A 26010-nucleotide genomic window follows, 5' to 3' on the forward strand; every position below is an offset into this window, starting at 1 on the left:
CGGGCAACGGCCTGACGGACCGCCTTTCCATGCGCACAAGACGGTTGATTTGGGTGTGGAGCTTTCTGGCTCTCCCGATCCTGTTCTATTCGGTCATCCGCTTTTACCCGACGATAGAGGCTTTCTGGCTGTCGCTTACCGACTGGGACCTGATGAACCCGCCAAAGTTCATTGGCTTCGCCAATTACCAGAAGCTTTTCGCCGATCCCGAATTCTGGAAAGTGTTCAGGAACACTTTCACCTATCTTCTGGTCGGCACGCCGATCAGCCTCGTGGTGGCGTTCACAATCGCCTATTTCCTGGATCGCGTGCGCGTGATGCACGGGTTCATTCGTGCGCTCTACTTCCTGCCTTACCTCACCACGGCAGCGGCCATGGCATGGGTCTGGCGCTGGTTCTACCAGCCAGCCCCCATCGGCTTCATCAATAATATCCTGAATGCGCTGGGCCTTCCGCAGCAGGGGTTTCTGCGCTCGGTCGATCAGGGTCTCTATGCGATCATGGCGACATCCATCTGGGCCGGTCTCGGCTTCCAGATCATCATCTTCATGGCGGGGCTGCGCGCTGTTCCCAACACCTTCTACGAAGCCGCGCGCATTGACGGCCTCGGCGAATGGGCGATCTTGCGCAAGATCACGATCCCGCTTTTGAAACCGACCACGGTATTCCTCGTCGTCTTTTCGTCCATCGGCTTCCTGCGCATCTTCGATCAGGTCTACAACATGACCACGAACGATCCCGGCGGCCCGCTCGGCTCCACCAAGCCGCTGGTGCTGATGATCTATCAGACGGCCTTCTCCTCCTATGCGATGGGTTATGCGGCAGCGCAAACCGTCGTCCTCTTCACCATCCTGCTTTGCGTCTCGCTGTTGCAACTCTGGATTCTGAGGGAAAAGAAATGACAGCGTCCGCCCAAACGAAACCGCTCCCCTTCCAGAATCTTCGGCCCGGCCGCATCGTGACATGGACGCTGCTGCTCATCGGCGGTCTCATCATGATCACGCCGCTGGCTTTCATGTTCTCCACCTCGCTCAAGACGGCAGGACAGGTCTATGACCTGCGCCTGATTCCGGCAGAGCCGACATTGCAGAACTACGTCACCATCCTTGCCGATGGCCGCTTCATTCGCTGGTTCCTGAATTCCATGATCGTTGCGGTCGTGGTCACGCTGTCGAACGTCTTCTTCGACAGTCTCGTCGGCTACACGCTGGCGAAATTCCAGTTCCGCGGACGCTATTTCATCTTCCTCGCCATCCTCTCCACGCTGATGATCCCCACCGAAATGCTGGTGATCCCGTGGTATCTGATGTCGAGCAAGCTCGGCTGGCTGGATAGCTACTGGGGCATCATGTTCCCCGGCATGATGACGGCCTTCGGCACGTTCCTCATGAAGCAGTTCTTTGAAGGCGTTCCCAACGACTTTCTGGAAGCTGCCCGCGTCGACGGCCTCAACGAATTCCAGATCTGGTGGAAAGTCGCCATGCCGCTGGTGACGCCTGCGCTGTCGGCGCTTGCGATCTTCACCTTCCTCGGCAACTGGACCGCCTTCTTCTGGCCGCTGATCGTCGCCACCAGCCCGGAGCTTTACACGCTGCCGGTCGGGCTTTCGAGCTTCGCCGTCGAGCAGTCCATCCAGTGGGAAATGATCATGACTGGCGCGGCCATCGCCACGCTTCCCACGCTCGTCGTCTTTCTTCTTCTCCAGCGTTACATCGTGCGCGGTGTCATGCTCGCTGGCCTCAAGGGTTGAACCATGTCCGATCTCGATCCACGGCTGTCCGATAAAAGCGTCTTCCCCGATCCGGTTTACAAGGAAACCGTGCTTCGCCCGCTTTTCGACGGCGCCAAGACCCATCATGTCGACGGCTTTCGCCGCATCGACCGCGCCCATCTCGTCATGCTGGTTGAAACCGGCATTCTCGACCGCGAGCAGGCCGCAGCCATTGCCGGTGCGCTGGAAGCCATCGACAAGGAAATCGATCCTTCAAAGCTTACCTATACGGGTGAAGTAGAGGACTTCTTCTTCCTCATCGAAAAGGAGCTGAAGGCCCGCATCGGTGCCGATATTGCCGGTCGCCTTCACACGGCGCGCTCGCGCAACGACATCGACCACACCCTGTTCAAGCTTGGCCTGAAAGCCCGCATCGACACGCTGATGGCGCAGGCGCGCAATCTGCTGGATAGCATGGTTGCCGCAGCGACACGCGAAAAACAGACGCTGATCGTCGCCTATACGCACGGTCAGCCTGCACAGCCATCGACCTTCGGCCATTATCTTTCGGCGGCAATTGAGGTTCTCGTCCGCGACATGGAACGGATGGAAGCCGCGCGCGCCATCGTCAACCTGTCGCCCATGGGGGCGGCGGCCATCACCACCTCAGGCTTCCCTATTGACCGCGCACAGGTCGCCAGCCTGTTGGGCTTTGCCGCCCCCTTGCCGAATTCCTATAGCTGCATCGCGGGGGTGGACTACATCACCTCCACCTATTCGGCGCTGGAACTGATGTTCGTGCATCTTGGGCGTCTCATTCAGGACTTCCAGTTCTGGACCAGTTTCGAGGTCGGCCAGATTTATGTGCCGAACGCTTTCGTGCAGATTTCGTCGATCATGCCGCAGAAGCGCAATCCGGTTCCAATCGAACATATGCGCCATCTGGCAAGCCAGACCATGGGCCGCGCCCGCACGGTGCTCGATGTGATGCACAACACGCCTTTCACTGACATGAACGACAGTGAAGGCGAAACGCAACAGATGGGCTATGAGGCGTTCGCTTCAGCTGGCCGCGTGCTTGATCTTCTGGCCGCGTTCATCGGCGCGATCCGCATCGATCCGGCGCGTGTCGCCGAAAACATCCGCCGCTCCTGCATCACCATCACGGAACTTGCGGATTCGCTGGTGCGCATCGAAGGGCTTTCGTTCCGGCAGGCGCATGAAATCGCCGCCAGGGTTGCGCGGGCGGTCGTTGCCATGGGCGGCGGTCTGGAAAAGGACGGTTTTGAGCCTTTCCTCGAAGCTTTCCGCGAATCCGCCGGGCGCGAGCCGTCCTTCGGGCGCGAGAAATTCGAGGAGCTGGTCTCGCCGCAGCATTTCGTGGTGGTGCGGGATCGTCTGGGCGGTCCGGCGCCAACAGCGATGGATGCAGCGCTGGCGCGGCATAAGGCCGAGGCCGACCGCTTCAGGGCGCTGGCCGTCGATCACGCAGCCGCCGAGGCAAAGGCTGCGCGCGAACTCAATGATAAATTCAGTGCACTTGTGGAGACCCGCTGATGGCAACCATCGAACTTGAAAAGCTGGTCAAGCGTTATGGCAAGGTCGAGGCGGTCCGGGCAATCGATCTCCAGATCAAGGATGGCGAATTCGTCGTTTTTGTTGGCCCTTCCGGCTGCGGCAAGTCCACAACCCTGCGCATGATCGCGGGGCTTGAGGACATTTCCGGCGGTCATCTGAAGATTGGCGGCGAAGTCGTCAACGAACGCGATCCGAAGCAGCGCAACATCGCCATGGTGTTCCAGAACTATGCAATCTATCCGCATATGACGGTTCGCCAGAATATCGGCTTCGGGCTTTATACATCGAAACTGTCCAAGGCCGAGAAGGACAAACGGATCGAAGAAACCGGCAAGGCGCTCGGTCTCGAACCCTATCTCGACCGTCGCCCGGCGGCACTGTCCGGCGGCCAGCGCCAGCGCGTCGCCATCGGTCGCGCCATGGTGCGCAACCCGTCGGCCTTCCTTTTCGATGAGCCGCTGTCGAACCTCGATGCCCAGCTTCGCGCACAGATGCGCATTGAAATCAAGAGCTTGCATCAGCGTCTTAAGACGACGACCGTTTATGTGACGCACGATCAGGTGGAAGCCATGACCATGGCCGACCGCATCGTGGTCATGCGCGACGGCCGCATTCTTCAGACCGGCACGCCGACAGAGCTTTATGAAAACCCGACCGATGTGTTCACGGCGCGCTTCATCGGCAGCCCGTCGATGAACCTCATTGCAGGCCGTCGCAGCGGTGCGGGCGTTGAGCTTGCGCCTGATGGCGACATTCTGGTCGGCGTTCGTCCGCACGACCTGAAAGTCGAGGAGGGGACGGCCAATGGTCTATCGCTCACCGGCACGGTGACGGCGGTTGAGCCGCTCGGCGCGGAAACGCTGGTGCATCTTGATGTCAATGGCGTTTCGGTGATTGCAACCGCTCCGGGCAAGGTCATTCCGGCAACGGGCGGCACGCTTGCTGTGTCTGCGCCTGCCGGAAGCCTCTATCTCTTCGACGCGAAAACCGAGAAGAGTCTGGGCCGCCTATGATGCCGCAACAATTCAAGCGTCCGGCTGTCCTCAGCATCGGACGGATTTACTGCGACCTCATCTTCACCGGGCTGCAATCGCTGCCGCAGCCGGGGCGCGAGATTTTCGCCGAAAACATGAAGATGGCGGCAGGTGGCGGCGCCTTTATTTCCGCTGCCCATCTTGCCCATGCGGGCAGGGCAGTGGCGCTGGTTGCACGGCTTGGCTTTGACGGCCTGTCACGCGGGCTGGAGCCGGACTTGAAGATCGATGGCGTCGACCTGCGCTTTCTGGAGCGCGCCGACGATGCCGGGCCGCAGGTGACGGTGGCCAGTGTGATCGGCAACGACCGCGCCTTCCTGTCGCGCCGCGCCGGTTCAGCGCTTCCCGCCACGCTTTCCGCCGCTTTGGCATGGAAGGATGCCGGGCATCTGCACATCGCCGAATTTGCAACGCTGCACGAAATTCCAGGTCTCGTGCAGCAGGCAAAGGCTGCCGGACTTTCCGTCTCGCTCGACCCGAGCTGGGATGAGACCCTGATCTATGATCCCGGCCTGCTCGCGGCCTGTGAGGGCGTCGACATCTTCCTGCCCAACCGTGAAGAAGCGCAGGCCATCACCGGCCATGACGATCCGGCGAAGGCGCTCGATGCGCTTGCAGGTCATTTTCCCGTTGTCGCATTGAAGGGCGGCGGTGAGGGCGCGTGGCTTCGCACTGCCGAAGCCGACATTCACATGGCGGCAAAAGACGTGCCGGTTATCGACACGACCGGAGCGGGCGATGCCTTCAATGCAGGCTTCATCGATTCGTGGCTTGAAGGCCATGACGTCCATCGGGCACTCACTGCCGGGATCGAATATGGGAGCCTCGCCGTGCAAGCGGCAGGCGGCGCATCCATCCTGCGCTCGTCTGAGCGGCTGGCGGGATAAGGTTCAGGGCGGTGGCCCAATGCCCACCGCCCGAACAATGTGTTTTCCTGTTCCGTCAGCAAAACCGACACCGAGTTCCGATTTGCCGTTGGCGCTAATCGGTGTTTTTCGGCTGGCCGTTTTTCTTTTGGCTGATCCTTTTGCCGCGGCACGGGAGTGCTTGTAGAAAAACACAAGAAAGACGCCAGATGCTGATTTTTGCACTTGCGCTTGTCGCATGAATTGCCTAAACGGCTCTCACAGCGACTGGCCACTAGGCGAAACAGTCGGGCGATTAGCTCAGTTGGTAGAGCGCTTCGTTTACACCGAAGATGTCGGGAGTTCGAGTCTCTCATCGCCCACCAGTTTTTCATAATAATATCAATTACTTAGATGGTCGCCTCGGCGGCCTTTATTTTTACCGCCACCAAAACCGCCACCAAAACTCCCTCACTCCATCGATGCGTGAAGTCCGATTTTTTGATATCTTTCATTTCTTGGGGAATAAAACGGAGGGGAAATGATGCTTGTGAAAGTCAGAGCAGCTCGGCGCGAAGGTTCAAATTCCGCGACAATCTACGATAAACCGATTAGTGAAGCTCACGTCGAAGCCACGTCTGAACGAGGAATGCAAATCTCATTTGTGGCATCTGGTATCTATGGTCCAGATCGCCAAAATGCTAGATATCGGTACACTGTTGTATTGTCACCTGATGAACTGATTCTCTTGAAAGTCACGAATTAATCGGTTTATGTTCCTGACAACATATTTGGCTTTATGTCGTAAAAGACATATTCCTGCGCGGTAATAATCGGCGTCCAAATGCCCTCAAATCACCGAGCGGTAATACGCGTTGTCGGCTATCCATTTCAATTTGAGATGATTTGCGTTTGTCACTTATATGTTACAAACGCAGACAAAAAAGGCCTCCGAAGAAGCCTGTTTTAAAAGTCGGAATACAATGTTTTCCTGCTGTGCGATTACAATGTTTTGTTGCAGTTACGCGGCCACCAGGACTAGGCCGTCCTCATATTTGCGGGCTAGCTGTATGAGATCGCCGAGTGTAGCCGTGCGGCCATCCAACCGCCACAAGCGTTCATTGATCTGACTCACGCGGTGCCCTTCCTCACGCAAAAGCCAGATCATATGAGCTTCAGAAATCGGCAACGACTTCGGTGACTCACCCTTCAACGAGTTTCGATGGGCATCCAGTGCAAGTGCTGCGGCCGCACCATGATATCCCCTCACGACATCGCGCCAGTCTGGTCTGCCCCCTGAAAAGTGGTCCTCCCTGAAGTAGGCTATTGAGCCGTAGGAGGACGTTGGAATGCCCCAGAAGAAGCACAAACCCGAAGAGATCGTCGCGAAGCTGCGCCAGGTCGATGTTCTGCTGTCGCAAGGAAAATCGGTTGGCGAGGCGGTTCGCACGATCGGCGTGACGCAGTTCACGTATTACCGCTGGCGCAAGGAGTTCGGCGGCCTGAAGGGTGACCAGGTGAAGCGGCTGAAGGAGCTTGAGAAAGAGAACGACCGTCTGCGCAAGGCTGTGTCGGACCTGACGCTCGAGAAGCTGATCCTGAAAGAGGCTGCCTCGGGAAACTATTGAGCCCCGCCCGTCGTCGTCACTGCGTCGACCATGTCGTGGCGAAGTTCTCCGTCTCGGAGCGGTTTGCCTGCAAGGTTCTCGGCCAGCATCGTTCGACCCAGCGCAAGAAGCCGCACGGCCGACCCGATGAAGAGGCATTGACCGCCGACATTATCCGGCTCGCTTCCCGGTATGGCCGCTATGGCTATCGCAGGATCACGGCGATGCTGCGGTCTGAAGGCTGGACGGTGAACGCCAAGCGTGTCGAACGGATCTGGCGGCGGGAGGGGCTGAAGGTTCCCCAGAAGCAACCGAAGAAGGGGCGGCTCTGGTTGAATGACGGATCGTGCATCCGGCTTCGACCCGAGCATCCAAACCATGTCTGGTCCTATGACTTCGTCGAGGGTCGGACCCACGATGGCAGGAGATTCCGCATGCTCAACATCATCGACGAGTTCACCAGGGAATGCCTTGCAATCCGCATCGATCGCAAGCTCAACTCGACCGACGTCATCGACGCCCTGTCGGACCTGTTCATCCTGCGTGGTGTGCCCGGCCATGTCCGTTCCGACAACGGCCCGGAGTTCATCGCCAAGGCTGTACGGGAGTGGATCGTAGCCGTCGGCGCAAAGACAGCGTTCATCGAACCTGGAAGCCCTTGGGAGAACGGCTACTGCGAGAGCTTCAACTCGAAGCTCCGCGACGAACTGCTCGACGGTGAGATCTTCTACAGCCTCGCCGAGGCCAAGATCATCATCGAAGCCTGGCGGCGGTACTACAACACCGAGAGGCCACACTCGTCGCTTGGATACAAGCCACCGGCACCCGAGGCCATCATCTGGCCTGCGCCAGCAAGCGGAGCAGCACCGTCATCTGCCCAGGCAATAGCCCCAAGGCCGAACATGAACTAAGATTGAAACCGGACCACCCTATGGGGTCAGGCCAAGTCGCATTCTTGATGAACGCATCAAGTTTTTCTTCCATGCGCGCTTGGGATACAAGGAGCTGTAAAATCTTCTCTGTCGGAAAATCTGAAGGCATAAAAATGATCTCGTAAACATGTTTGCTTTACTTACCAGATCACGCTCCAGTGCAAGATTCTAGGCCGTGTGGACGAATTGACTCAGGTATTGGCCTGAGGATTCCGCGAAGGAATCCAGTGTGATTCATGGATTGCCGACTGATTCTGGAGGTCGGCATGTCCACGAAGATGACGGAAGCGGATTGGGCGGTGGTGCTGGAGGTCTTTCGCGCCTCGCTGCCGCGGCGCGGCGCCAAGGGGCGGGATGACCGGTTGTTCCTGGAGGCTCTGCACTATTTCTCGGTCCATAACATTAGCTGGCGGGCGCTGCCGGAGCGCTTCGGTAAATGGAACAGCGTGTGGAAGCGGTTCGATCGATTGAGCAAGGCGGGCGTGTTCGAGATCTTCTTCGACCATCTCGCCTCGCTGTCGGCCTCCGCCCATCTGGTGCAGATGTTCGACAGCACCATCGTGCGCGCCCATGTCTCGGCGGCGGGCGCAAAAGGGGGCAAAAAGGCCAGGCACTCGGCCGTTCGCGCGGCGGCTTTTCGACCAAGATCCATCTGAAGACTGACTTCGACGGTCATCCGATCGCCTTCGACCTGACCGGCGGCGAGAAAGCCGATGCGCCGCACTTTCCCGTCCTGCTCGGGCTCGGCCCCGACATCGATCCACGCGCGGCCGTCGGCGACAAAGGCTACGCCAGCAAGACCAACCGCCAAGCCGCACGCGATCGCGGCATCATTCCCGTCATCCCGCCCAAGGCGAACGAGAAGGACGGGCCCGCCTTCTTCGCCAGAGCGCTCTACCGGGGGCGTGCCCGCATCGAGCAGACCGTCGGCAAGCTCAAACGCTTCAAGCGCATCGCCCTACGCTGCGAGAAGACAAAGCGAAACTTTGCTTCCTTCGTCGCGCTCGTCGCAGGCTTCATCTTGGCCAAATCCGTCCACACGGCCTAGCTCTGTGCGGAGTCAGGCCTGTAGCGCGTAAAGTCGCCCGATTTGCTAAAATAAACGAACGGGAAAATGCAACTTTGGATATTAACCTTTTGTTAATATTTGCGCTATAACTGTGAACTCACAGTTGGGGCCTATGCCAAGCGCATATCGGTAGACATGATGTCGTTCTCAACTTTCGGTGAAATTCCGACTTGTCCCTTCCTTTCATTTTGGGGACTTTTTTTATGTCCAGCATTCTGACTAACGCTTCGGCGATGACCGCTCTGCAGACTCTTGCTAACACCAACAAGAATCTCGCAACAACTCAAAGCCGAATTTCGACTGGTATGAAGGTTGCCGAAGCTTCGGACAATGCAGCTTATTGGTCTATTGCAACGACCATGCGCTCCGACAACAAGGCAAATGATGTCATTGCCAGCTCGCTTGGTCTCGGTGGCGCTAAGCTCGACACTGCTTACACTGCAGTGAAAGACACCATCTCTGTGGTCGATCAGATCAAGGAAAAAGTTCTGTCGGCAAAGAACGCATCCGCAGATGACCGTGCAAAGATCCAGACCGAAATCACCGCTCTGCAGAAGCAGCTCGGTGAAAGCGTCAAGGCTTCTTACGCAGGTTCCAATCTGTTGAGCACGGATTCGTCAGAAGATCCGGCTGATCCTGCTACAGAACCAGCGAACAATTTCAGTATTGTTTCGTCTTACAATCGCGCGTCCGATGGAACGATTAGCACCGGTTCTATCGATGTTGATCTCAAGTCAGTTCGATTGGTCGATACAAACGCTGACGACACCGCAGAGAGAACTGGCATTCTCGATACGGCCTTCACAATTTCTGCCGATGGAGCAACGACAGAAGTCAAGGCAAGTGTCCTTGATCTCGATGTTTCAGGCGCTGACATTGACAATGCCGCTCTCGACAAAATGCTTGCAGGTATCGAAAAGGCGGCTGGTGGACTTGCTACTGCTGCTTCTACACTCGGTGCGGCAAACAACCGTGTAGCACTGCAGACGACGTTGGTTAAGAGCCTGTCGGATGCGATTGACCGTGGTATCGGTGCAATGGTCGACGCTGACATGAATGCTGAATCGGCCCGCCTTTCGGCACTCCAGGTTCAGCAGCAGCTCGGTGTTCAGGCGCTCTCGATTGCAAATCAGAGCACCCAGAATATCTTGTCGCTCTTCCGTTAATAAGAGGACGGATTTGGGCGGGGCAAGAAGCGGGCGGGAAACTGCCCGCTTTTTAGGTCGAAACTCTAACAACGTTTGTCTCAACAATCGCGCTAGATAAATCGCACCTCTCCGTTGACCCTATAATCAGCTTGGTCGAGTAGCTATCTCGTCTGCGAGCGCTACTATCCCGAATAGACCCTCTCGTCGGCTGGGCCATGCGATCTCGGCGCGCTTGATCCTGTGCCTGCAATCGCATGGCCTGCAGAGCGCCCAAAATTTCGCTCGAATTCTCTACGGTCGTATCCATACCCATTTCTCCTAACTTCCGATAACTACATTCTGAGGGAGCCAGATCGGCTTGCATGTTACTGCCAGATTTCGCGTCAGGAGGTCTTCTTCACGGATCGGGTCGACGTCCAATTCTATTCTGGTGGGCATCGATTCGATGACAGCCACGGGGTCGCCCTCATAGAGAGCAGCGGATTTCTGCTCGGCGTAGGAGTTGATGATGTCGACGAAATGCACCTTCGTGCGGAGCTGACCAGCTACGGTCGGCGTCGACGGATCTGGATATGTCATCGTGTAAATGACGTCGCCCGTTTCCTCATCTGACCCCGATGCGACAGGCGGAGGTGTGCCGTCGCCAAGGCATGCAAGGATCGTCACCTCGGCATAGCGTTTCGCGCCATCGGCCACGAGTTTGATGCTCGAAATCTTGGCGGTTACCTCGCCAATCTTACGGTTCTCAACGCGTGCGGCGTCACGACAGGTCATCGCGCGAGCCGCCTCGCCAACCGATTTTCCTTGCGACAGCAGAACATCGACCTGGCGCAGCTTCGCGACGATCTCTTCGGGTTTGTGCTTCTTCTGGGGCATTCCAACGTCCTCCTACGGCTCAATAGCCTACTTCAGGGAGGACCACTTTTCAGGGGGCAGACCAGTTTCGCAGTAGCAGCAGTGATCTGTGCGCTTAGCGCCTCATTGAATACGCTGCATGTTGACTGGATTATGATAGCCCTGCTCTGTTTATGCGTGTCTGTGGCATGCAGGGTTTGTTTCGCTGCGACGCATTACAGGCGTACCGTCCAGCACTACACCCGCTACGTTAAAGAGGTTGACAGGCGAGGGGTCGTATTCCCCGGGGAGAGACGGAACTATCTCGCGGACCGTCGCAAGAGACCTGCTCTGAGCGGGCATTTGTGGGTGCTGGAAGTTGCCGCGACAGTTATGCTGGTATTTCCACTTATGACCTTTGCCACAAGCTGGCGGTACAGCGATCTTATGGATCAGCCTGTCGCAACGGTGCTGACAGATCAATTTGCTTCCCTTTTTGAGATTGCCGCTGGAAACGATGCCGTAGAAACAACCAGTTTTGTGTCACTTGCCGCCAAGATGAACAAGGCGGCTTCGTTGCTTGAGAGCGATCGTTCGACAGAAAGCGTTCGGTTGCGAGATGTCAGCCGTCCTCTGGATATTGTTGGTTTTCGTTCCCAACTCACGAAGTTGTCGGACCAGACGACGAAATCTGTCAAGCCGCTGACCCCGTTGATTGCCCGCCAACGCAAGTTGGAAAAGCTGGCTGAACTTTATCGCCAGGCATCGGTTGAAGAACGCCGGGACATTCAAAAGACTTTGGCACAGTGGGGGCCGCTGCTTGAAGCAGCATCCTTGTTGGATCCGCTTCTTGAGGCAGCTTTGTGGGAACTTCTGCCACCACGCACCAGCGAGGCTCGTTCGATAGTGTCCGCGGAGCAGGAATTGCATCAGGTGCTGATCAAGCGGCTCCTGGACAGCAACCTCGGCTCGATCGCGAATTTTGAGAAGCAAAACATCGCTCAAGTGGCTGCGCAACTGGAGTTATTATTAAACGCCAGCGACAGCTTGTTGCTCGCGGTGGTTAATGCTTCAGTTGTATCCTATGAAAATATAGCCAGCCCTTTGGATCTACTTCCACGCCAGAAGCAGGACGACGAAGCCGTATCAGCACCCCGGTTTCTCGATGACATGATATATAATGTAATCGGTAGCACTGATCGCTCCGACAATGCGCCGCGTCTGGCTGTATTTAATGAGGCACTTCCGGTCTGGAGTGAAGAGGTCATCGGCTGGGGAGGCTTTCTGAAACAGGCTGTTCGTTGCCTGAATACGGTTGCACCAGATGACCGGAACGTTGTTCGGACGATGATATCAGAGGTGCTGAAGACCGCTCAAAACGTTAATGAGCAAGAAAAGTCGCGATATTGGCCCCGTGCTTCGAACCGGATGTTCGATATCCCAGCCTGCCGCGCGCCCTATGCGGCTGTCGCCGTTACGGTTCCAACCCGTGAGGGGCTCCAAGCGAAGATTGCAGATCTCAGCGCGGAAAAAAACTCAGGCGAAGCCAGAAAAGCGGCGCAGTACGCAGTGGCAATCGCTGACGAAGGATATTGGGGCGGTGAGTTGAGAAGTTTCGCCAACAACTATCTTGCATACGATAGTCTGCAGAAGGGTTTGCCGCGACGGGCGCTGTATTATCTCGACGGTGCCGCTGACCAGTATGGTTTATGCGGTCAGATAAGGGCCTTGCGCGGGGCGACGTTGCAAGCTCTCGGCGAGAACGGACGCGCATTGCAGGAGTTCCGGGCTTCCAGGCGGACATATACATGTCCGTTCGCGGACAGTGCCTTCTTATACGATGATGCCGATATCGATCGTGCGATTGAAAAACTGGAAAGGGGAACGGAAGTTTCGGGGTCATCGCTGCATTGAATATGCAGCGGTGACATAAGTGACTGACTCATTAGATCGCAGCCCAATTCGAATCGAAGCGAGTTGGACGGATGCGATGAAGTTATCGTCGCGTTTCTCCTATCTGGTTGCAACGGCTCGAAAGTGTTTGAGTTTGCTAAAGAACCTCTCGACGGCATTGCGCTGTTTATAGTCATGGGCTGAAGGCTGCGACATTGACGCGGTTCGGCATGGGGCAATGCCGGAACAATTGGGGCTGTTGCCGAGTTTGTCCTGCGTAGCAATCAGATAGCGCGAGAGGACAAATGGGTGAATTCTTGTTTTGGGTCGTTTTGATCGGCTTGCCTGCGCTTCTCGCCGGCGGTTTTGCCTATGCGCACTATCTCAAGCGTACCGGCGGAACGACCCGGCACGAAGATGGAGCCTGAGGAAGCGAGACAATCGATGGCGCCTCGTGCAAATTGGAAAGGCCAACTGAAGATCGAGCAGCTCTTGTGTCCTGTCGCGCTCTACACGGCAGCATCGACTTCGGAACGCGTTTCGTTTCACCTGATTAATCGCAAGACCGGAAACCGCCTCAGCCGGGAGTTTGTGGACAGCGATACGGGCAAGCCCGTACCGCGCGATAACCAGGTCAAGGGCTACGAGGTTTCGTCCGGCTCTTACTTGAGTTTCGACGAAGAGGAAATCACTTCCGCAATCCCCGAAAGCGACAAGACGCTCAATGTTACCCATTTTATCAAATGCGATGAAATCGATGACGTCTATCTCGACCGGCCGTATTATCTTGCGCCAGCCGGCGATGACGACAGTTTCGTGCTGGTTCGCGACGGAATGAAAGCTGAAAAGGTGGCGGCGATAGCGGAGGCCGTCCTTTTTCGTCGTGCGCGACAGGTCCTCATCCGTCCTCATAATCAGGGTTTGATCGCCACCACGCTCAATTTTCAATATGAGGTGCGCGCTGCGGCGGAGGCATTCGCTGATCTGGGCTCTTTCAAGTTCGATCGAGAAATGCTCGATCTGGCGAAACACATCATCGACACCAAGATGGGCAGTTTTGACCCCGCAAGCTTCGACGACCGGTACGATGCCGCGCTGGCTGATTTGATCAAGGCAAAGATGGAAGGCAAGCCGCTCAGGAAACCGGCCGCGCCAAAAACCGCGGAGGTCATCGATCTCAAGGAGGCTCTTCGCAAGAGTGCGGGCCTCGGTGGGGGCGGGCGGAAGGCAGCCAAACCAACAAAAGGCAGAACGAAGTCGCGGGCTGAAACCGGCTTGAAGTCTCGAAAGAGGGCAGGGTGATCATGGGACAGCCACTCGAAACCTATCGGAAGAAGCGCGATTTCACTCTGACCAGCGAGCCACGGGGCAAGTCCGCGCGGACAAAAGGTGACATCTTTGTCGTGCAGAAACATGATGCGCGGCGGCTGCATTATGACTTTCGCCTCGAAATGGATGGCGTTCTGAAAAGCTGGGCCGTGACGCGCGGCCCAAGCCTCGTTCCCGGCGAAAAGCGCCTGGCGGTGCATGTGGAGGATCATCCCCTTGAATATGCGGGCTTTGAAGGCACAATACCCAAGGGCGAATATGGCGGCGGCACGGTTATCGTCTGGGATACGGGACGTTGGAAATCCACCGGCGATGCACATAAACAATACAGGAAAGGGCACCTAGAGTTTGAACTCACCGGGGAAAAACTCAAAGGACGCTGGCATCTTGTCCGTATGCATGGAAAGCCCGGCGAGAAGCGGGAGAACTGGCTTCTCATCAAGGGAGAGGACGAGTTCGCCAGGGAGCCCGATGAGCCAGACATTCTCGAAGAAAAACCTGAATCGGTAAAAACCGGACGCGTGATCGCCGATGTTGAAGACGAGGCCCCCGGCTGGTCGTCGAAAACCGGCCCGATCAAGAAGAAGGCGGCCACCCGGAGGAAAGTTGCGGCCTCACCCCCAAAAAACAGTCGGAAACGAGCTATGCCGGACTTTATCGAGCCCGAGCTGGCCACGCTCGTACCGGCTGCGCCGGAAGGAGATCGCTGGCTTCATGAGATAAAGTTTGACGGTTATCGTGTTCAGGCCCATGTGGCGCAGGGCGAGGTAAAGCTCTATTCGCGCGGCGGACTGGATTGGACCGAAAAATTCGGTCAGCAGATCGTTGCCGACCTTTTGGGGACAGGTGCGGACGAAGCCATTTTCGACGGCGAAATAGTTGTCGAAAATCAGTCGGGGCTATCCGATTTTTCGGCCTTGCAGGAAGATCTGAGCCAGGGTCGGTCGGACCGTTTCACTTACTATCTCTTCGATCTTCTCCATTTGGACGGGAACGACCTACGGGGCACGCCCTTGGTTGAGCGCAAAAAGCTGCTCGAAAAACTGCTTTCCAGAACGTCGTCCACTCTGCGCTTCAGCGAGGCATTCGATGCCGATGGCGCTGCGGTATGGGAGAATGCGTGCGGACTTGGTCTTGAAGGGATTGTGTCGAAGCTGAAGGATGCGGCGTACAAAAGCGGGCGCAGCAACGATTGGCGCAAGTCCAAATGCATTGGACGGCAGGAATTTGTTATTGCGGGTTATGTTCCCTCAACAGCGACAAGAGGTGCAATAGGCTCGCTGCTATTGGGAGTACAGGATAAAAAGGGGCTGGTTTCGGTGGGCCGTGTGGGAACCGGCTTTTCGGTCAAGGTTGCCAAGGAACTTTACAAACGGCTGCACGCCATGCGGTCGGAACAAAGCCCCTTCGCGGTGCCATTGACCGCAGATGAAAGGCGCGGCGCGAAGTTCGTCAAGCCGAAACTGGTGGCGGAGATCGAATTTCGCGCATGGACCGCCGACAAGCGGGTGCGTCACGCTTCCTTTCGGGGGCTGCGCGAGGACAAGTCTGCCAGCGATGTCACATGGGAGGAGCAAAACGTGCCAGCTCGTGTTTCCGACAAGGATACCCAGAAGACCGATGTCAAGCTCACGCATCCTGACCGTGTCTACTGGCCCGGCGAGGGCGTCACCAAGCAAGGGCTCGCCGATTATTACGCCGAGGTGTGGCCGCGCATCGAGCCTTTCATCGTCAATCGCCCCTTGGCCCTGTTGCGCTGTCCTACCGGTATAGAGGGAGAGTTTTTCTTTCAGAAACATGCATGGAAGGGGCTGAATGAGCATATTGTCGAAGTTCAGGACCCGAAGGACAAGGACGAGGAGCCTTATATCAGCATCCGCGATTTCAACGGGCTGATCGGTCTGGTGCAAGCCGCGACACTGGAAATTCATCCTTGGGGATCGACGCTCAGGAACTGGGAATTGCCTGATACACTGACGATGGATCTTGACCCGGGCGAAGGTGTTCCCTGGCCGCGCGTGATTGAGGCCGCCACCGAAGTCAGGGAGCGACTGGAAAAACTCGGATTGACGGCCTTTGTCAAAACTTCTGGCGGCAAGGGGCTGCATGTGGTGGCCCCGCTCAAGCCAAAGGCTGGCTGGGACACGCTGAAGAGCTTTACCAAGGCTATCGCCGACCAGATGGCTGCCGACAGCCCGGATCGCTATGTATCGACGATTTCCAAAGCCAAGCGCAAAGGCAAGATTCTTATCGATTATCTGCGCAACCAGCGCGGCATGACTGCCGTAGCGCCTTATTCTCCGCGGGCGCGGTCCGGCGCCGGGGTATCCATGCCGCTTGCCTGGGAGGAAGTCACCCCGGCCATAGGTCCGGCGCATTTTACCATTCCCAACACGCCGACGCGGCTGGCTGCGTTGAAAAACGACCCCTGGCAGGATTTTCGCAGTGCGGAAACGCCGTTGCCGAAAATGAAAAAACAGGGTGGGTGACGCTCAACGCCCGAAACGGGCCGCCTTACGATTTCTTGCCTTCCTTGGTCAGGCTCTTGCGCAGCGCGTCCATGATATTGATAACATTGCCTTCGCTGGCCGGTTCGGCCTTGCGGGATTTTGGTCGGGTTGCCGGTTTCTTTTTCTTCTTGGCAGAGATCATCGACTGGAGGTTTTTCTGTACCGGGTCCTGAAGGAAGTCCGGGTTCCACTCTTCCGTCTTGTCCTTGATAAGCTTGCGGACCATTGAAAGCAGTTTGGTGTCGGGCTTGCCTTTCCCGACCGCTGAAAAATAGTCGTCGGCTTTGCGGACTTCATCGCCGAAACGCAGGGTCCACAAGACGATCCCGCGTCCGCGTGGTTCAAGCAGCACCGCCCGTTCGCGCCGATACATGACGAGGCGAGCCAGACCGAAGACCGAGCTTTTCTCCATCGCTTCCCGAATGACGGAAAAGGCTTCCTGCCCCACCTTGTCGGAAGGAGCCAGATAGTGCGGCTTGTCATACCAGATCCAACCGATGCTGTCGCGCGGAACGAACTTGTCGATATCGATGGTTCTGGTGCTCTCAAGCGCCACGGCCTCAAGCTCGTCCTCCTCAAGAACGATATAGCTGCCATCCTCTTTCTCGAACCCCCTGACCTCGTCCTCGTCGCGAACGGGCTTGTGCGTGACCGAATCCACATACCGGCTGATCACCCGGTTCCCGGTCTCGGCATTGAGGGTATGGAAGCGCACTTTTTCGCTTTCGCTGGTTGCAGGCGTCAACTCCACCGCACAGGTGACGAGCGAAAGCTTGAGATAACCTTTCCAGAAACTGTGGGGCACGATCTGATCCTCCGGAGAACAGGATAACCGGTTGGCAGCCGGATGGTTCCGGACCGGACTTGTACGAGTGGGGAACCAGTCGCGGTTCGTCGCGGTTATCCGGCAAGAAGAACAAGATCGGGGTTATCCATTGCTTGAAAAATCGTTCACCGCGCCGCCGGTTGAAACGGAGGTTGCCGAGAGCAAGTTGCTTCATATCAGCGACACTGCGCCGGGTATCAAACGCCTGCGGTGCGGTGCGGGGTTTCGCTATGTCCGTTTTGACAGGTCGGCAATTACGGCTGCGGATCGTGACAGGATCGCCCGGCTTGCCATTCCGCCGGCATGGACCGAGGTCTGGATATGCTGCGATGCCCAGGGACATATACAGGCCACAGGCCGCGATGCGCGAGGAAGAAAGCAGTATCGTTACCACCCGTTATGGATGGCGATGCAGGAAGAAACGAAATTTTCGAGCCTGCCGGATTTCGCGCGCGCCCTCAGCCGGCTGCGCAAGGCTGTCGATGCCGATATGCGACGGCGCTCGCTTTGCCGTGACAAGGTTGTTGCCACCGTCATCTGGCTGATGGACCGGCTGCTGCTGCGTGTCGGAAACCCTGACTATGCGCGAAGCAACAACAGTTTTGGCGCAACCACCTTGCGCAACCGGCATCTGCGCGATGAGGGCAGCGGCCTGCGGCTGGTTTTCACGGGCAAATCGGGCAAGATGTGGAGCCTGAAACTTTCCGACAAGCGGATCGTTCGCATTGTTCGCTCCATACAGGAACTGCCGGGGCAGCAGCTATTCCAGTATGTCGATGACCAGGGAAACCGCTGTCCTGTCACCTCGCAGGATATAAACGACTATCTGCGGACGATCATGCAGGCTGACTTCACGTCGAAGCATTTCCGGACATGGGCGGCAACGGCTGCCGCACTGGAGGCGCTGCGCTGCATTGAGTTGCCCGAAAGCGAGCGTGCAAAAAAGCGAACGCTGAATGGCGAAATCGACAAGGTTGCGCATCGGCTTGGCAATACAAGGGCTGTGTGCAGGCAGTCCTATATACATCCCGCCGTTCCCGAACATTGGCTTGCCGGTACTCTGGCTGCAGAGGTGGATGCGGCAGCGGCCATCCGCCTGGTCGCACCGGAACTGAACGACGCAGAACGCCGCACGTTGAAATGGCTGGATTTCATTGACCGGACACATGCATGACGCGCTGGGCCTGCCGCGCGGATCGCAGTCACACCAGAATGCCGGATGTCGAGGCGGCCCGCTCGAAAGCGAGCCGTGCATCTTCCGTACTGCGAATGTCATGCGTACACAGGAGGCAGGCCTTGATAGCGGCCCCGAGGCTATTTAGTTCAAATCTGTTCCACTGCGACAACAACACGTTCTCCGCATCCGCTACCGTTCTCACTGTCTGCGTGATGCCCTCGGCAATTTCGATGATGACAGCATCATCCCAGTGCATCTGTTCCATGGCGAGCTCCTCCATGCAGACAACCCGGCAGCAGTTTGAAAGTTCCGCAGGCGTCGGCCTTTATCGGTGTTTGCGGGCAAATTTGAAAGCGCGCGGTACTTGAGATTGCAGGGTTCCTCAAAGAAGAGCCTTGTTTATTTCTGCGATTACCATAGATATTTCTTCGTTTCCGAAGTAGAACGGAAATCATTGCTACAAGGAGGTGAAAGTTCATGACCTCGATAAAGCAGCATATGATTCCATTGGCTTTGATTGCGGGACTCGTTTCGCTTGGCTCGGCTGATGTTTCTCAAGCCCAGTTCCGGGATTCCTTCAGGCCCCGAAACACCATAACGGCGGATGTCATAACCCGAACGCCCGTAGGCACCCGTGTCGTGCTGGTCGGCTCGGTCAAAAGCAATGTCGGAAGAGCTCACTATGCTTTCCGGGACCGTACCGGAACAACGAGAGTCCGGATCGAGCGCGAAGTCTGGCGCGGACGGGAAATAAACACAAAAAATACAATTGAAATCCGGGGACGTGTCGAAAACGACGTCAGGGGAAGGTTCGTAGACGTATATTATTTCAAGGTAATCAAATAGCTGCCTTCAACGATGCCTCATGCGGGAGCTGCCATGTTTAGAATGGGTGGGAAGTATCAGCATTTTGTTCACGGCGACGGCTGCGGTTGCTCCAACCCGATATTGCAGCAGGTTTCCCGGCGACTGGATCGGCTGTCCCGAAGGCATTTCCTCGCGGGCATGGCAGCGGCAGTCGGCGCAACGGTGGTTGCGGATCGCTCCGCCGCGCAATCACCGAAGGTTCTACTGAGGCGAGCAAGGCTCTTCGACGGCAAGGCGGACACGCTGAAGTCCGGGGTACAGGTTCTGGTCGAAGGCAATCGCATTGCGGCTGTCGATACGTCGAACAGCGCTCCGCCCGATGGAGCGACGGTCATCGATTGCGGCGACCGGGTGCTGATGCCGGGTCTGATCGACGCGCATTGGCACGCCATATATGCGGCGGTGCCGCTTCCGGTCCTGCTGGAAGGTGATCCTGGTATTATTTTCGCCGCATCGACGGCGGAGGCGGAAAGAACGCTTCTGCGCGGCTTCACGACGGTGCGTGATATGGGCGGGCCCACTTTTTCGTTCAAGCGCGCGATCGATACCGGCATTATCAGCGGCCCGCGTATCTTTCCGGCAGGCGCGATGATAACGACGACCGGTGGCCACGGCGATCTCCGGTTGCCCACGGAAATACCGCGTGATGGCGGCAAACTTAGCACCAGCGAGTTAATGGGCGCTTCCGCAATCGTCGATGATGCAGGCAGCTTGAAACTTCGTGTGCGCGAACAATTGTTGCAGGGCGCCTCGCAGATCAAGATCGTTGCTGGCGGCGGCGTGTCCTCGCCGCGCAGTCCGCTCGATATGTCTACATTCAGCGAAGACGAGATACGGGCTGCGGTCGATGTGGCAAGGGATTGGAACACCTATGTCACCGTTCATGCCTATGCGCCGAACACAGTCCAGCGTTCCATACGTGCGGGTGTTGCCTGTGTCGAACATGCACATCTGATAGACGAGGAAACCGCGCGGATGATTGCGGAAAAAAATGTCTGGTTGAGCACCCAGCCTTTCCTCACGATGGATGATGCGGCATCGCAGACAGGCCCCGGTGCCGAACGAATTCAGCAGCTTTTCGCAGGCACGCCACGAATTTACGAATTTATCCGCAAATATGGGATCAAGACCGGCTGGGGTTCCGACGTTCTGTTTTCGCCCGAATTGACCCCGCGCCAAAATTTCATGCTGACCCATTTGAGCCGGTGGTATTCGAATGCGGAGGTGCTTCGTGCGGCGACATCGGTCAATGCCGAACTTCTCGCGCTTTCCAATCTGCGCAATCCCTATCCCGGCAAGCTCGGTCTCATAGAGCCCGGCGCTTTTGCTGATCTTCTGGTGCTGAACGAGAATCCGCTCGATGACATTCACGTGCTGGAAAAGCCGGAAGAGACGCTGGCGATCATCATGAAAGATGGCCAGATTCACAAGAATACCCTGAAATCATAATCTGGTTTCGTCCTCGGGTCAGGGAGGTCCTATGCTGAAAGCTGGCAATGCAGCCCTGATCCTGATCGCGGGATGCGTGCTGATTGCATTGCTCCATTACGGCAGCGCGGTTTTCGCGCCGGTCGTTTTCGCCTTGTTCATCATCATGCTTGTCTGGCCCATCCAATGGTCGCTTTCGCTGATCACGTCGCGCTATGTCGCCTTGGCTATCACTTTCCTCCTTGTGGTATTCCTTCTGCTCGGTTTCGGATGGCTCATCGCCTGGACGATGGGGCAGGTCGGAAGCCGGATATTGATTGACGCTGTGCGATATCAGATGCTTTATGACCAGTTGCGCACCTGGCTCGAGGGCCATGGAATTGCCGCGTCGATGCTATGGTCGGAGAATTTCAGTGTAAGCTGGACCCTGCGAACGCTTCAATCGATAGGAAGCCGTCTCAATAATACGTTCAGCTTCTGGATTGTGGCGCTGGTCTACGTGCTGTTGGGGCTTGCTGAAACCGAGGAGTTCGGCGCGCGCATCAGGCAGTTGAAAAATCAGGCTGCTGCGAACGCGTTTCTTCGCGCCAGCCGGTCAGCCTCGACGAAAATCCGGTATTACATGCTGCTCAGGGCGCTGATGAGTATTGCGACCGGTTCCTTTGTCTGGCTTTTGACGCGGCTCATGGGACTGCCATTTGCTGAAACCTGGGGCTTTGCTGCGTTCATTCTCAACTTCATCCCCTTTCTGGGGCCGCTGGTCGCCACACTCTTCATTACTGCCTTTGCGTTCACGCACTTTGCGAGCTGGCAACTGGTGCTTGCCGTTTTCATAGGCCTTAATATCGTTCAGTCCGTCATTGGAAGTGTGATCGAGCCCCGGCTGACGGGAAAAACCATCTCCCTGTCGCCTTTCGCAACGCTCTTTTCCGTTTTCGCTTGGGGTGCGCTGTGGGGTATCTTCGGCGCTTTCATCGGCGTTCCGATCACCATTGTCGCGCTGACTTTCTGCGCGCATTATTCCGCGACGGGTTGGCTTGCGGAAATATTCGGCTTTCCGCGCGAACCGCTTTGAAAGTTTCGGCATAGAAAACGCCAGCCCCGCACCGGCGGCATATCTTGACCTTTCAAGATGCGGCCTATGTATTGGGCGGTAAAGCGCATCATCAAAATGGGAAGGATATTTCGATGAGAATGATCCTGTACAGCGTCGTGACGATGGCCTTGATAGGCGCCACTGCGAGCGGGTGCACGACTGATGAACGAAGAACAGCCGGCTACGGTGTCGGCGGTGCCGCAATTGGCGGTCTTGCCGGAGCAGCCATTGGCGGCGACACGCGCGGCGCGCTGACCGGCGCAGCTATCGGTGCAGCGGCAGGCACGCTCATAGGCGTCGCCCAAACCCGTAACGGCGTGCAGTACTGCCGTTATCGCGACCGGAACGGCCGCGTTTTTGAGGCGCGTTGCCGCTAGGTTATGTCTCCCGTAAGCGGACACTGGTTTTGGGTTAAACATGGCGTAAAGGCAGACAGAGCATTTCCATGTCGCACGAAATGCCCTGTGACGAACCGGAAATGCTCAATGGTGACGTATAAGACGTCGCGTGGCCGTTACGAACGAGACTGTGCATTCGTTATCTGGAGCGCCTCCTGATCTGATCGCATCAGCAGGCGCTCCAAAAGATGGTTTGAATGGCGTTGTCCCCCCGAACCGTTTCACTATCCCGAGGAAGACGGAAGCGCACCTGCCGAAACGCCCGCATGTCCGCCACATTGATGGCTTGCCCGGAAGACAGCAGGCAGACCGGTTTCCTGCCGGTCGGCGGCGAGAATTTCATGCTCCGCTACAATAGCAGTCTTCCGATTGTCATCTATGCGAAAGACGGCTTTGAAATCCGCTATACAATCTGGAAGCTCTCCGATGACGGCTTGACAAGCCGCACCCGACTTTCCATGGTCGGCTGGACACAATTTGAACAAAATTACCCAGGGAACGGAGAGCAGTTATGACATTGGGAAAATTCACCCGGCGCGGTGTGGTTGCTGCGTTTGCAGGCATTTTCGCGGTGGGGGCAAGCATCGCCGTCGCGCAGGCTCCGGCCTTCTTCCGCATCGGCACCGGCGGCACGGCGGGGACCTATTATCCAATAGGCGGGTTGATCGCCAACGCGATTTCCGGCGCGGGAGACAAGGGCGTTCCGGGTCTGGTGGCCACGGCGGTTTCGTCGAACGGTTCGGTCGCGAACATCAACGCCATCCAGTCCGGTTCGCTGGAATCCGGCTTCACCCAGTCCGACGTCGCCTATTGGGCGCATACCGGCACCGGCCTTTATGAGGGCAAGGGCAAGGTCGATGATCTGCGCCTGATTGCTACGCTCTATCCCGAGACGATCCATCTGGTTGCCCGCAAGGACGCGGGAATCAAATCCGTTGCCGATCTCAAGGGAAAGCGCGTTTCCATCGATGAGCCGGGCTCCGGCACGATTGTCGATGCCCGCATCGTTCTGGAAGCATATGGCTTGAGCGAAAGCGATATCAAGGCCGAGCATCTGAAGCCCGGTCCGGCAGGCGAGCGTCTGAAGGACGGCGCGCTCGACGCCTATTTCTTCGTCGGTGGCTATCCGACCGGCGCAATCTCTGAACTGGCGACGTCGAACGGCATCTCACTGGTCCCGATTTCCGGTCCGGAAGCGCAGAAGATTCTGGAGAAATATTCGTTCTTCTCCAAGGATACGGTGCCGGCCGACACCTATAAGGATGTCGGCGAAACCGAAACGCTGGCGGTCGCGGCACAGTGGGTCACGAACGCCAAGCAGCCGGAAGAACTGGTCTACAACATCACCAAGACCCTGTTTAACGACGACAGCAGAAAGGCTTTCGATGCCGGACATGCAAAGGGCAAGCTCATCAAGCTCGATACGGCGACGACAAGTCTCGGCATTCCGCTGCATCCCGGCGCGGAACGCTTCTACAAGGAAGCAGGCGTACTGAAATAAGTCGCCCGTTCCGGTCGGACGAACAAGATGCACGGAGCTTCGCCTGAACTCCGTGCATTTGCTTCCGGCGCTGGAAAAAGACTGTAAAACATGGAGTTAGAGCGGTTTCCGGATTCAGTTGAATCGGCTGCGCTTTGAATGGAGAGGACAGTATGGTGAGCGAGCAAGAGACAAAGCTTTCACCCATGGAACTGGATGAGGCCAAGGCGCGCGAGCTGGAAGAAAAGTTCGACTCCGAGATTCGCTTTCGGCCGCTCGGTCCGCTTGCGGCGCGTATCGTCGGCGGGCTGCTCATCATACTTTCCATCTTCCACTATTATACGGCGGGCTTTGGCCTTCTGTCGGAAATGGTGCATCGCGGCATCCATCTTTCCTTCGTGCTTGGTCTGGTCTTTCTCGTCTTTCCGTTTTCCCGCAAGGGCTACGACCAGCCCACAACATCGTCATTGCTGAGGCCGCTCGGCATTTCCGTCATCGACTGGGCGCTGGCGATCATTGCGGTCGTGTCCGTTGCCCATGTTCCGATGATTCCGCTTGACGATCTGGCGTTCCGTGTCGGCAATCCGACGACGACGGACGTTGTGCTTGGCGGTCTTCTCATTCTGGTTCTGCTGGAAGCGACACGGCGCTCGGTCGGGTGGCCGCTGCCGATCATATCCGTCCTGTTCATGCTCTATGCCATTTATGGGCAGCATATGCCGGGCATTCTCGTCCATCCCGGCGCGACCGTCAGCCAGCTTGTCGATCATCTTTATCTGACGACGCAGGGCATCTACGGCATCGCGCTTGGCGTGGTCGCAACCTATGTCTTCCATTTCGTGCTGTTCGGGGTGTTTGCGACCCGTATCGGCCTCGGTCAGCTGTTTCTGGATTGCGCGGCGTGGGTGGCGGGCCGTTTCGCAGGCGGCCCGGCAAAAGTCTCCATTTTCGGGTCAGCCCTTTTCGGCATGATTTCCGGTTCGTCGGTCGCCAACACGGTGACGGTCGGTTCGCTCACCATCCCGGCAATGATCCGGCTTGGCTACAAGCGCCATTTCGCCGCCGCCGTTGAGTCCGCATCATCGACAGGCGGGCAGATCACGCCGCCGATCATGGGTGCTGCCGCCTTCCTGATGATCGAATTCCTGAACCTGCCTTACACGACGATCATTCTGGCGGCTATCGTGCCGGCCTTCATGCACTTCTTCGGCGTTTTGATGCAGGTCCATTTCGAAGCAAAGCGCAACGGCTTGCGCGGCATGACCAAGGAAGAGCTGCCCGACCTCAAGGAAGCCTTCAAGCGCGACTGGCCGACTGTCATTCCGCTGGTCGTGCTGATCGGGGTGCTTCTGTCCGGTTACACGCCTTATCTGGCTGCATTCTGGGGCATTACGCTGTGTATCGCGGTGGGTTTGCTCAATCCGCGCAAGCGCATGTCGATAGGCGAGATTTTTGACGGTCTGCGCGATGGCGCCAAATATGCGCTCGCCGTGGGCGCGGCGGCGGCGACTGTCGGCATTATCGTCGGTGTGGTCACGCTTACCGGCGTCGGTTTCAAGATTTCCTATATCGTGACGTCGACGGCGGCGCAGCTCTCCACTTATTTCGGCACGATTCTGCCTGCCGCATGGTTTGGTCCGCAGACCCTGACGCTGCTTTTCACGCTCATCATGACGGGGATCGTCTGCATTCTGATGGGCTGCGGCATCCCGACGACGGCCAATTACATCATCATGGCGACCATCGCCGCGCCCGCGCTGGGGCTGCTGGGTGTGGAGCCGATCGTGGCCCATTTCTTCGTCTTCTATTATGGCGTGCTGGCGGACATCACGCCGCCTGTCGCGCTCGCCGCTTATGCGGCGGCGGGAATGGCGGGCGCTGATCCGTTCAAGACCGGCAATACAGCCTTCCGGCTCGGTCTCGGCAAGGTGCTCGTGCCATTCGTGTTTGTGTTCTCTCCGTCGCTGCTGCTGGTCACGTCGGGTTTCAACTGGCTGGATTTCTCCGTGGCCTTCCTCGGCTGCGCCATCGGCATCACCGCGCTTGGCGCCGCACTGTCGGGCTTTTTCCTGGTGCGCACCAAGGCATGGGAAAATGTCCTGCTGATCGTGGCCGCGATCCTTCTGGTTGCGCCGGAGATTTACTCATCGCTCGTGGGGCTGGCGCTGCTTGTGCCGGTTGTGGCTCGCCACCTCGCGTCGGTGCGACAGCCTCAAGCTGCTTGAGGCGCATCGCGAAAATTGCCTGT

Annotated in this window: 23 protein-coding genes, 1 tRNA gene and 2 pseudogenes; 22 read left to right on the forward strand and 4 right to left on the reverse strand. The window is 57.2% G+C overall.

Annotated elements, in window-relative coordinates; all coding sequences use genetic code 11:
- Window positions 1–29 precede the first annotated feature (29 nt).
- The 10 genes and pseudogenes from F9K78_RS15820 to F9K78_RS15865 all read left to right on the forward strand — a co-directional run bounded on the left by F9K78_RS15820 (window position 30) and on the right by F9K78_RS15865 (window position 9942).
- Entirely contained in the window at window positions 30–902 is an 873-nt protein-coding gene (locus tag F9K78_RS15820) for a carbohydrate ABC transporter permease (protein ID WP_162929845.1), read from the forward strand.
- Complete coding sequence (locus F9K78_RS15825) at window positions 899–1750, forward strand: carbohydrate ABC transporter permease (protein WP_121982972.1); 852 nt, start codon at window positions 899–901, stop codon at window positions 1748–1750. Before F9K78_RS15820 ends, F9K78_RS15825 begins: the two co-directional genes overlap by 4 nt.
- 3 nt (window positions 1751–1753) lie before the next feature.
- Window positions 1754–3268, forward strand: coding sequence for an argininosuccinate lyase (argH, locus tag F9K78_RS15830; RefSeq protein ID WP_121986600.1), 1515 nt, complete (start codon window positions 1754–1756; stop codon window positions 3266–3268).
- A complete protein-coding gene (locus F9K78_RS15835) occupies window positions 3268–4302 on the forward strand; it encodes an ABC transporter ATP-binding protein (RefSeq protein WP_121986601.1) in 1035 nt (344 codons plus the stop codon). Before argH ends, F9K78_RS15835 begins: the two co-directional genes overlap by 1 nt.
- A complete protein-coding gene (locus tag F9K78_RS15840; RefSeq protein WP_121986602.1) occupies window positions 4299–5210 on the forward strand; it encodes a carbohydrate kinase family protein in 912 nt (303 codons plus the stop codon). Before F9K78_RS15835 ends, F9K78_RS15840 begins: the two co-directional genes overlap by 4 nt.
- A 268-nt stretch (window positions 5211–5478) precedes the next feature.
- Window positions 5479–5554 (forward strand) — tRNA-Val (locus F9K78_RS15845).
- A 963-nt stretch (window positions 5555–6517) separates the two neighbouring features.
- Window positions 6518–7686, forward strand: a protein-coding gene (locus tag F9K78_RS15850) for an IS3 family transposase (protein ID WP_139975428.1) whose coding sequence is annotated in 2 segments (ribosomal slippage) — window positions 6518–6782 and window positions 6782–7686 — 1170 coding nt in all. Because the reading frame shifts where the segments join, the coding sequence is not laid out codon by codon here.
- 299 nt (window positions 7687–7985) lie between these two features.
- Window positions 7986–8141: pseudogene (locus F9K78_RS22370) on the forward strand (transposase); the annotation flags it as partial.
- Window positions 8142–8143: 2 nt separating this feature from the next.
- On the forward strand, window positions 8144–8755 hold the full coding sequence (locus F9K78_RS15860; RefSeq protein WP_151682403.1) for an IS5 family transposase: 612 nt from the start codon (window positions 8144–8146) through the stop codon (window positions 8753–8755).
- A gap of 224 nt (window positions 8756–8979) precedes the next feature.
- Complete coding sequence (locus tag F9K78_RS15865) at window positions 8980–9942, forward strand: flagellin N-terminal helical domain-containing protein (protein ID WP_121986100.1); 963 nt, start codon at window positions 8980–8982, stop codon at window positions 9940–9942.
- Between the two features lie 300 nt (window positions 9943–10242).
- Here the strand turns inward: F9K78_RS15865 and F9K78_RS15870 are convergent, their stop codons facing one another.
- Window positions 10243–10800 (reverse strand): hypothetical protein, encoded by a 558-nt coding sequence (locus tag F9K78_RS15870; protein ID WP_144897705.1) that lies wholly within the window; start codon window positions 10798–10800, stop codon window positions 10243–10245.
- A 327-nt stretch (window positions 10801–11127) separates the two neighbouring features.
- Between F9K78_RS15870 and F9K78_RS15875 the strand changes: the two genes are divergently transcribed.
- Window positions 11128–12672, forward strand: a complete 1545-nt coding sequence (locus F9K78_RS15875) for a hypothetical protein (RefSeq protein ID WP_144897706.1) — start codon at window positions 11128–11130, stop codon at window positions 12670–12672.
- Here F9K78_RS15875 and F9K78_RS22115 read toward each other — a convergent pair.
- A pseudogene (locus tag F9K78_RS22115) lies at window positions 12658–12843 on the reverse strand (hypothetical protein); the annotation flags it as partial. The gene F9K78_RS15875 and the pseudogene F9K78_RS22115 sit on opposite strands and share 15 nt — an antisense overlap.
- Before the next feature lie 113 nt (window positions 12844–12956).
- Here F9K78_RS22115 and F9K78_RS22250 point away from each other — a divergent pair.
- The 3 genes from F9K78_RS22250 to ligD are packed head-to-tail and all read left to right on the forward strand — an operon-like array spanning window position 12957 to window position 16469.
- Window positions 12957–13079 (forward strand): hypothetical protein, encoded by a 123-nt coding sequence (locus F9K78_RS22250; protein WP_259697959.1) that lies wholly within the window; start codon window positions 12957–12959, stop codon window positions 13077–13079.
- Window positions 13080–13095: 16 nt separating this feature from the next.
- Window positions 13096–13953: a non-homologous end joining protein Ku gene (ku, locus tag F9K78_RS15880; RefSeq protein ID WP_121986092.1), complete on the forward strand. Its 858-nt coding sequence runs from the start codon at window positions 13096–13098 to the stop codon at window positions 13951–13953.
- Window positions 13954–13955: 2 nt separating this feature from the next.
- The gene (gene ligD / locus F9K78_RS15885; RefSeq protein ID WP_121986091.1) at window positions 13956–16469 is read left to right on the forward strand and encodes a DNA ligase D; all 2514 of its coding nucleotides are present in this window, start codon (window positions 13956–13958) and stop codon (window positions 16467–16469) included.
- Window positions 16470–16494: 25 nt separating this feature from the next.
- Here ligD and ku (F9K78_RS15890) read toward each other — a convergent pair whose 3' ends face one another.
- Complete coding sequence (gene ku, locus F9K78_RS15890; protein WP_121986090.1) at window positions 16495–17295, reverse strand: non-homologous end joining protein Ku; 801 nt, start codon at window positions 17293–17295, stop codon at window positions 16495–16497.
- Between the two features lie 130 nt (window positions 17296–17425).
- On the opposite strand from ku (F9K78_RS15890), the gene F9K78_RS15895 reads away from it, so the two are divergent.
- Entirely contained in the window at window positions 17426–18490 is a 1065-nt protein-coding gene (locus F9K78_RS15895; RefSeq protein ID WP_121986089.1) for a DNA topoisomerase IB, read from the forward strand.
- 28 nt (window positions 18491–18518) lie between these two features.
- Here the strand turns inward: F9K78_RS15895 and F9K78_RS15900 are convergent, their stop codons facing one another.
- On the reverse strand, window positions 18519–18758 hold the full coding sequence (locus tag F9K78_RS15900; RefSeq protein WP_235925454.1) for a DUF982 domain-containing protein: 240 nt from the start codon (window positions 18756–18758) through the stop codon (window positions 18519–18521).
- Between the two features lie 233 nt (window positions 18759–18991).
- On the opposite strand from F9K78_RS15900, the gene F9K78_RS15905 reads away from it, so the two are divergent.
- From F9K78_RS15905 to F9K78_RS15935, 7 genes are all read left to right on the forward strand, one after another.
- On the forward strand, window positions 18992–19339 hold the full coding sequence (locus tag F9K78_RS15905; protein WP_235925457.1) for a YgiW/YdeI family stress tolerance OB fold protein: 348 nt from the start codon (window positions 18992–18994) through the stop codon (window positions 19337–19339).
- A 33-nt stretch (window positions 19340–19372) separates the two neighbouring features.
- Window positions 19373–20809 carry a metal-dependent hydrolase family protein gene (locus F9K78_RS15910; protein WP_122066410.1) on the forward strand — a complete coding sequence of 479 codons (1437 nt, stop codon included), beginning with the start codon at window positions 19373–19375 and terminating at the stop codon, window positions 20807–20809.
- Between the two features lie 31 nt (window positions 20810–20840).
- Entirely contained in the window at window positions 20841–21863 is a 1023-nt protein-coding gene (locus F9K78_RS15915; RefSeq protein ID WP_121986086.1) for an AI-2E family transporter, read from the forward strand.
- A 113-nt stretch (window positions 21864–21976) separates the two neighbouring features.
- Window positions 21977–22261 carry a glycine zipper 2TM domain-containing protein gene (locus tag F9K78_RS15920; protein WP_121982506.1) on the forward strand — a complete coding sequence of 95 codons (285 nt, stop codon included), beginning with the start codon at window positions 21977–21979 and terminating at the stop codon, window positions 22259–22261.
- Window positions 22262–22548: 287 nt separating this feature from the next.
- On the forward strand, window positions 22549–22797 hold the full coding sequence (locus F9K78_RS15925) for an ecotin family protein (protein WP_235925455.1): 249 nt from the start codon (window positions 22549–22551) through the stop codon (window positions 22795–22797).
- A complete protein-coding gene (locus F9K78_RS15930) occupies window positions 22794–23783 on the forward strand; it encodes a TAXI family TRAP transporter solute-binding subunit (RefSeq protein WP_121986085.1) in 990 nt (329 codons plus the stop codon). Before F9K78_RS15925 ends, F9K78_RS15930 begins: the two co-directional genes overlap by 4 nt.
- 152 nt (window positions 23784–23935) lie before the next feature.
- Window positions 23936–25987, forward strand: coding sequence for a TRAP transporter permease (locus F9K78_RS15935; protein WP_121986084.1), 2052 nt, complete (start codon window positions 23936–23938; stop codon window positions 25985–25987).
- The last annotated feature ends 23 nt before the right edge of the window (window positions 25988–26010 follow it).

Source organism: Brucella pseudintermedia (assembly GCF_008932435.1).
Taxonomy (GTDB): domain Bacteria; phylum Pseudomonadota; class Alphaproteobacteria; order Rhizobiales; family Rhizobiaceae; genus Brucella; species Brucella pseudintermedia.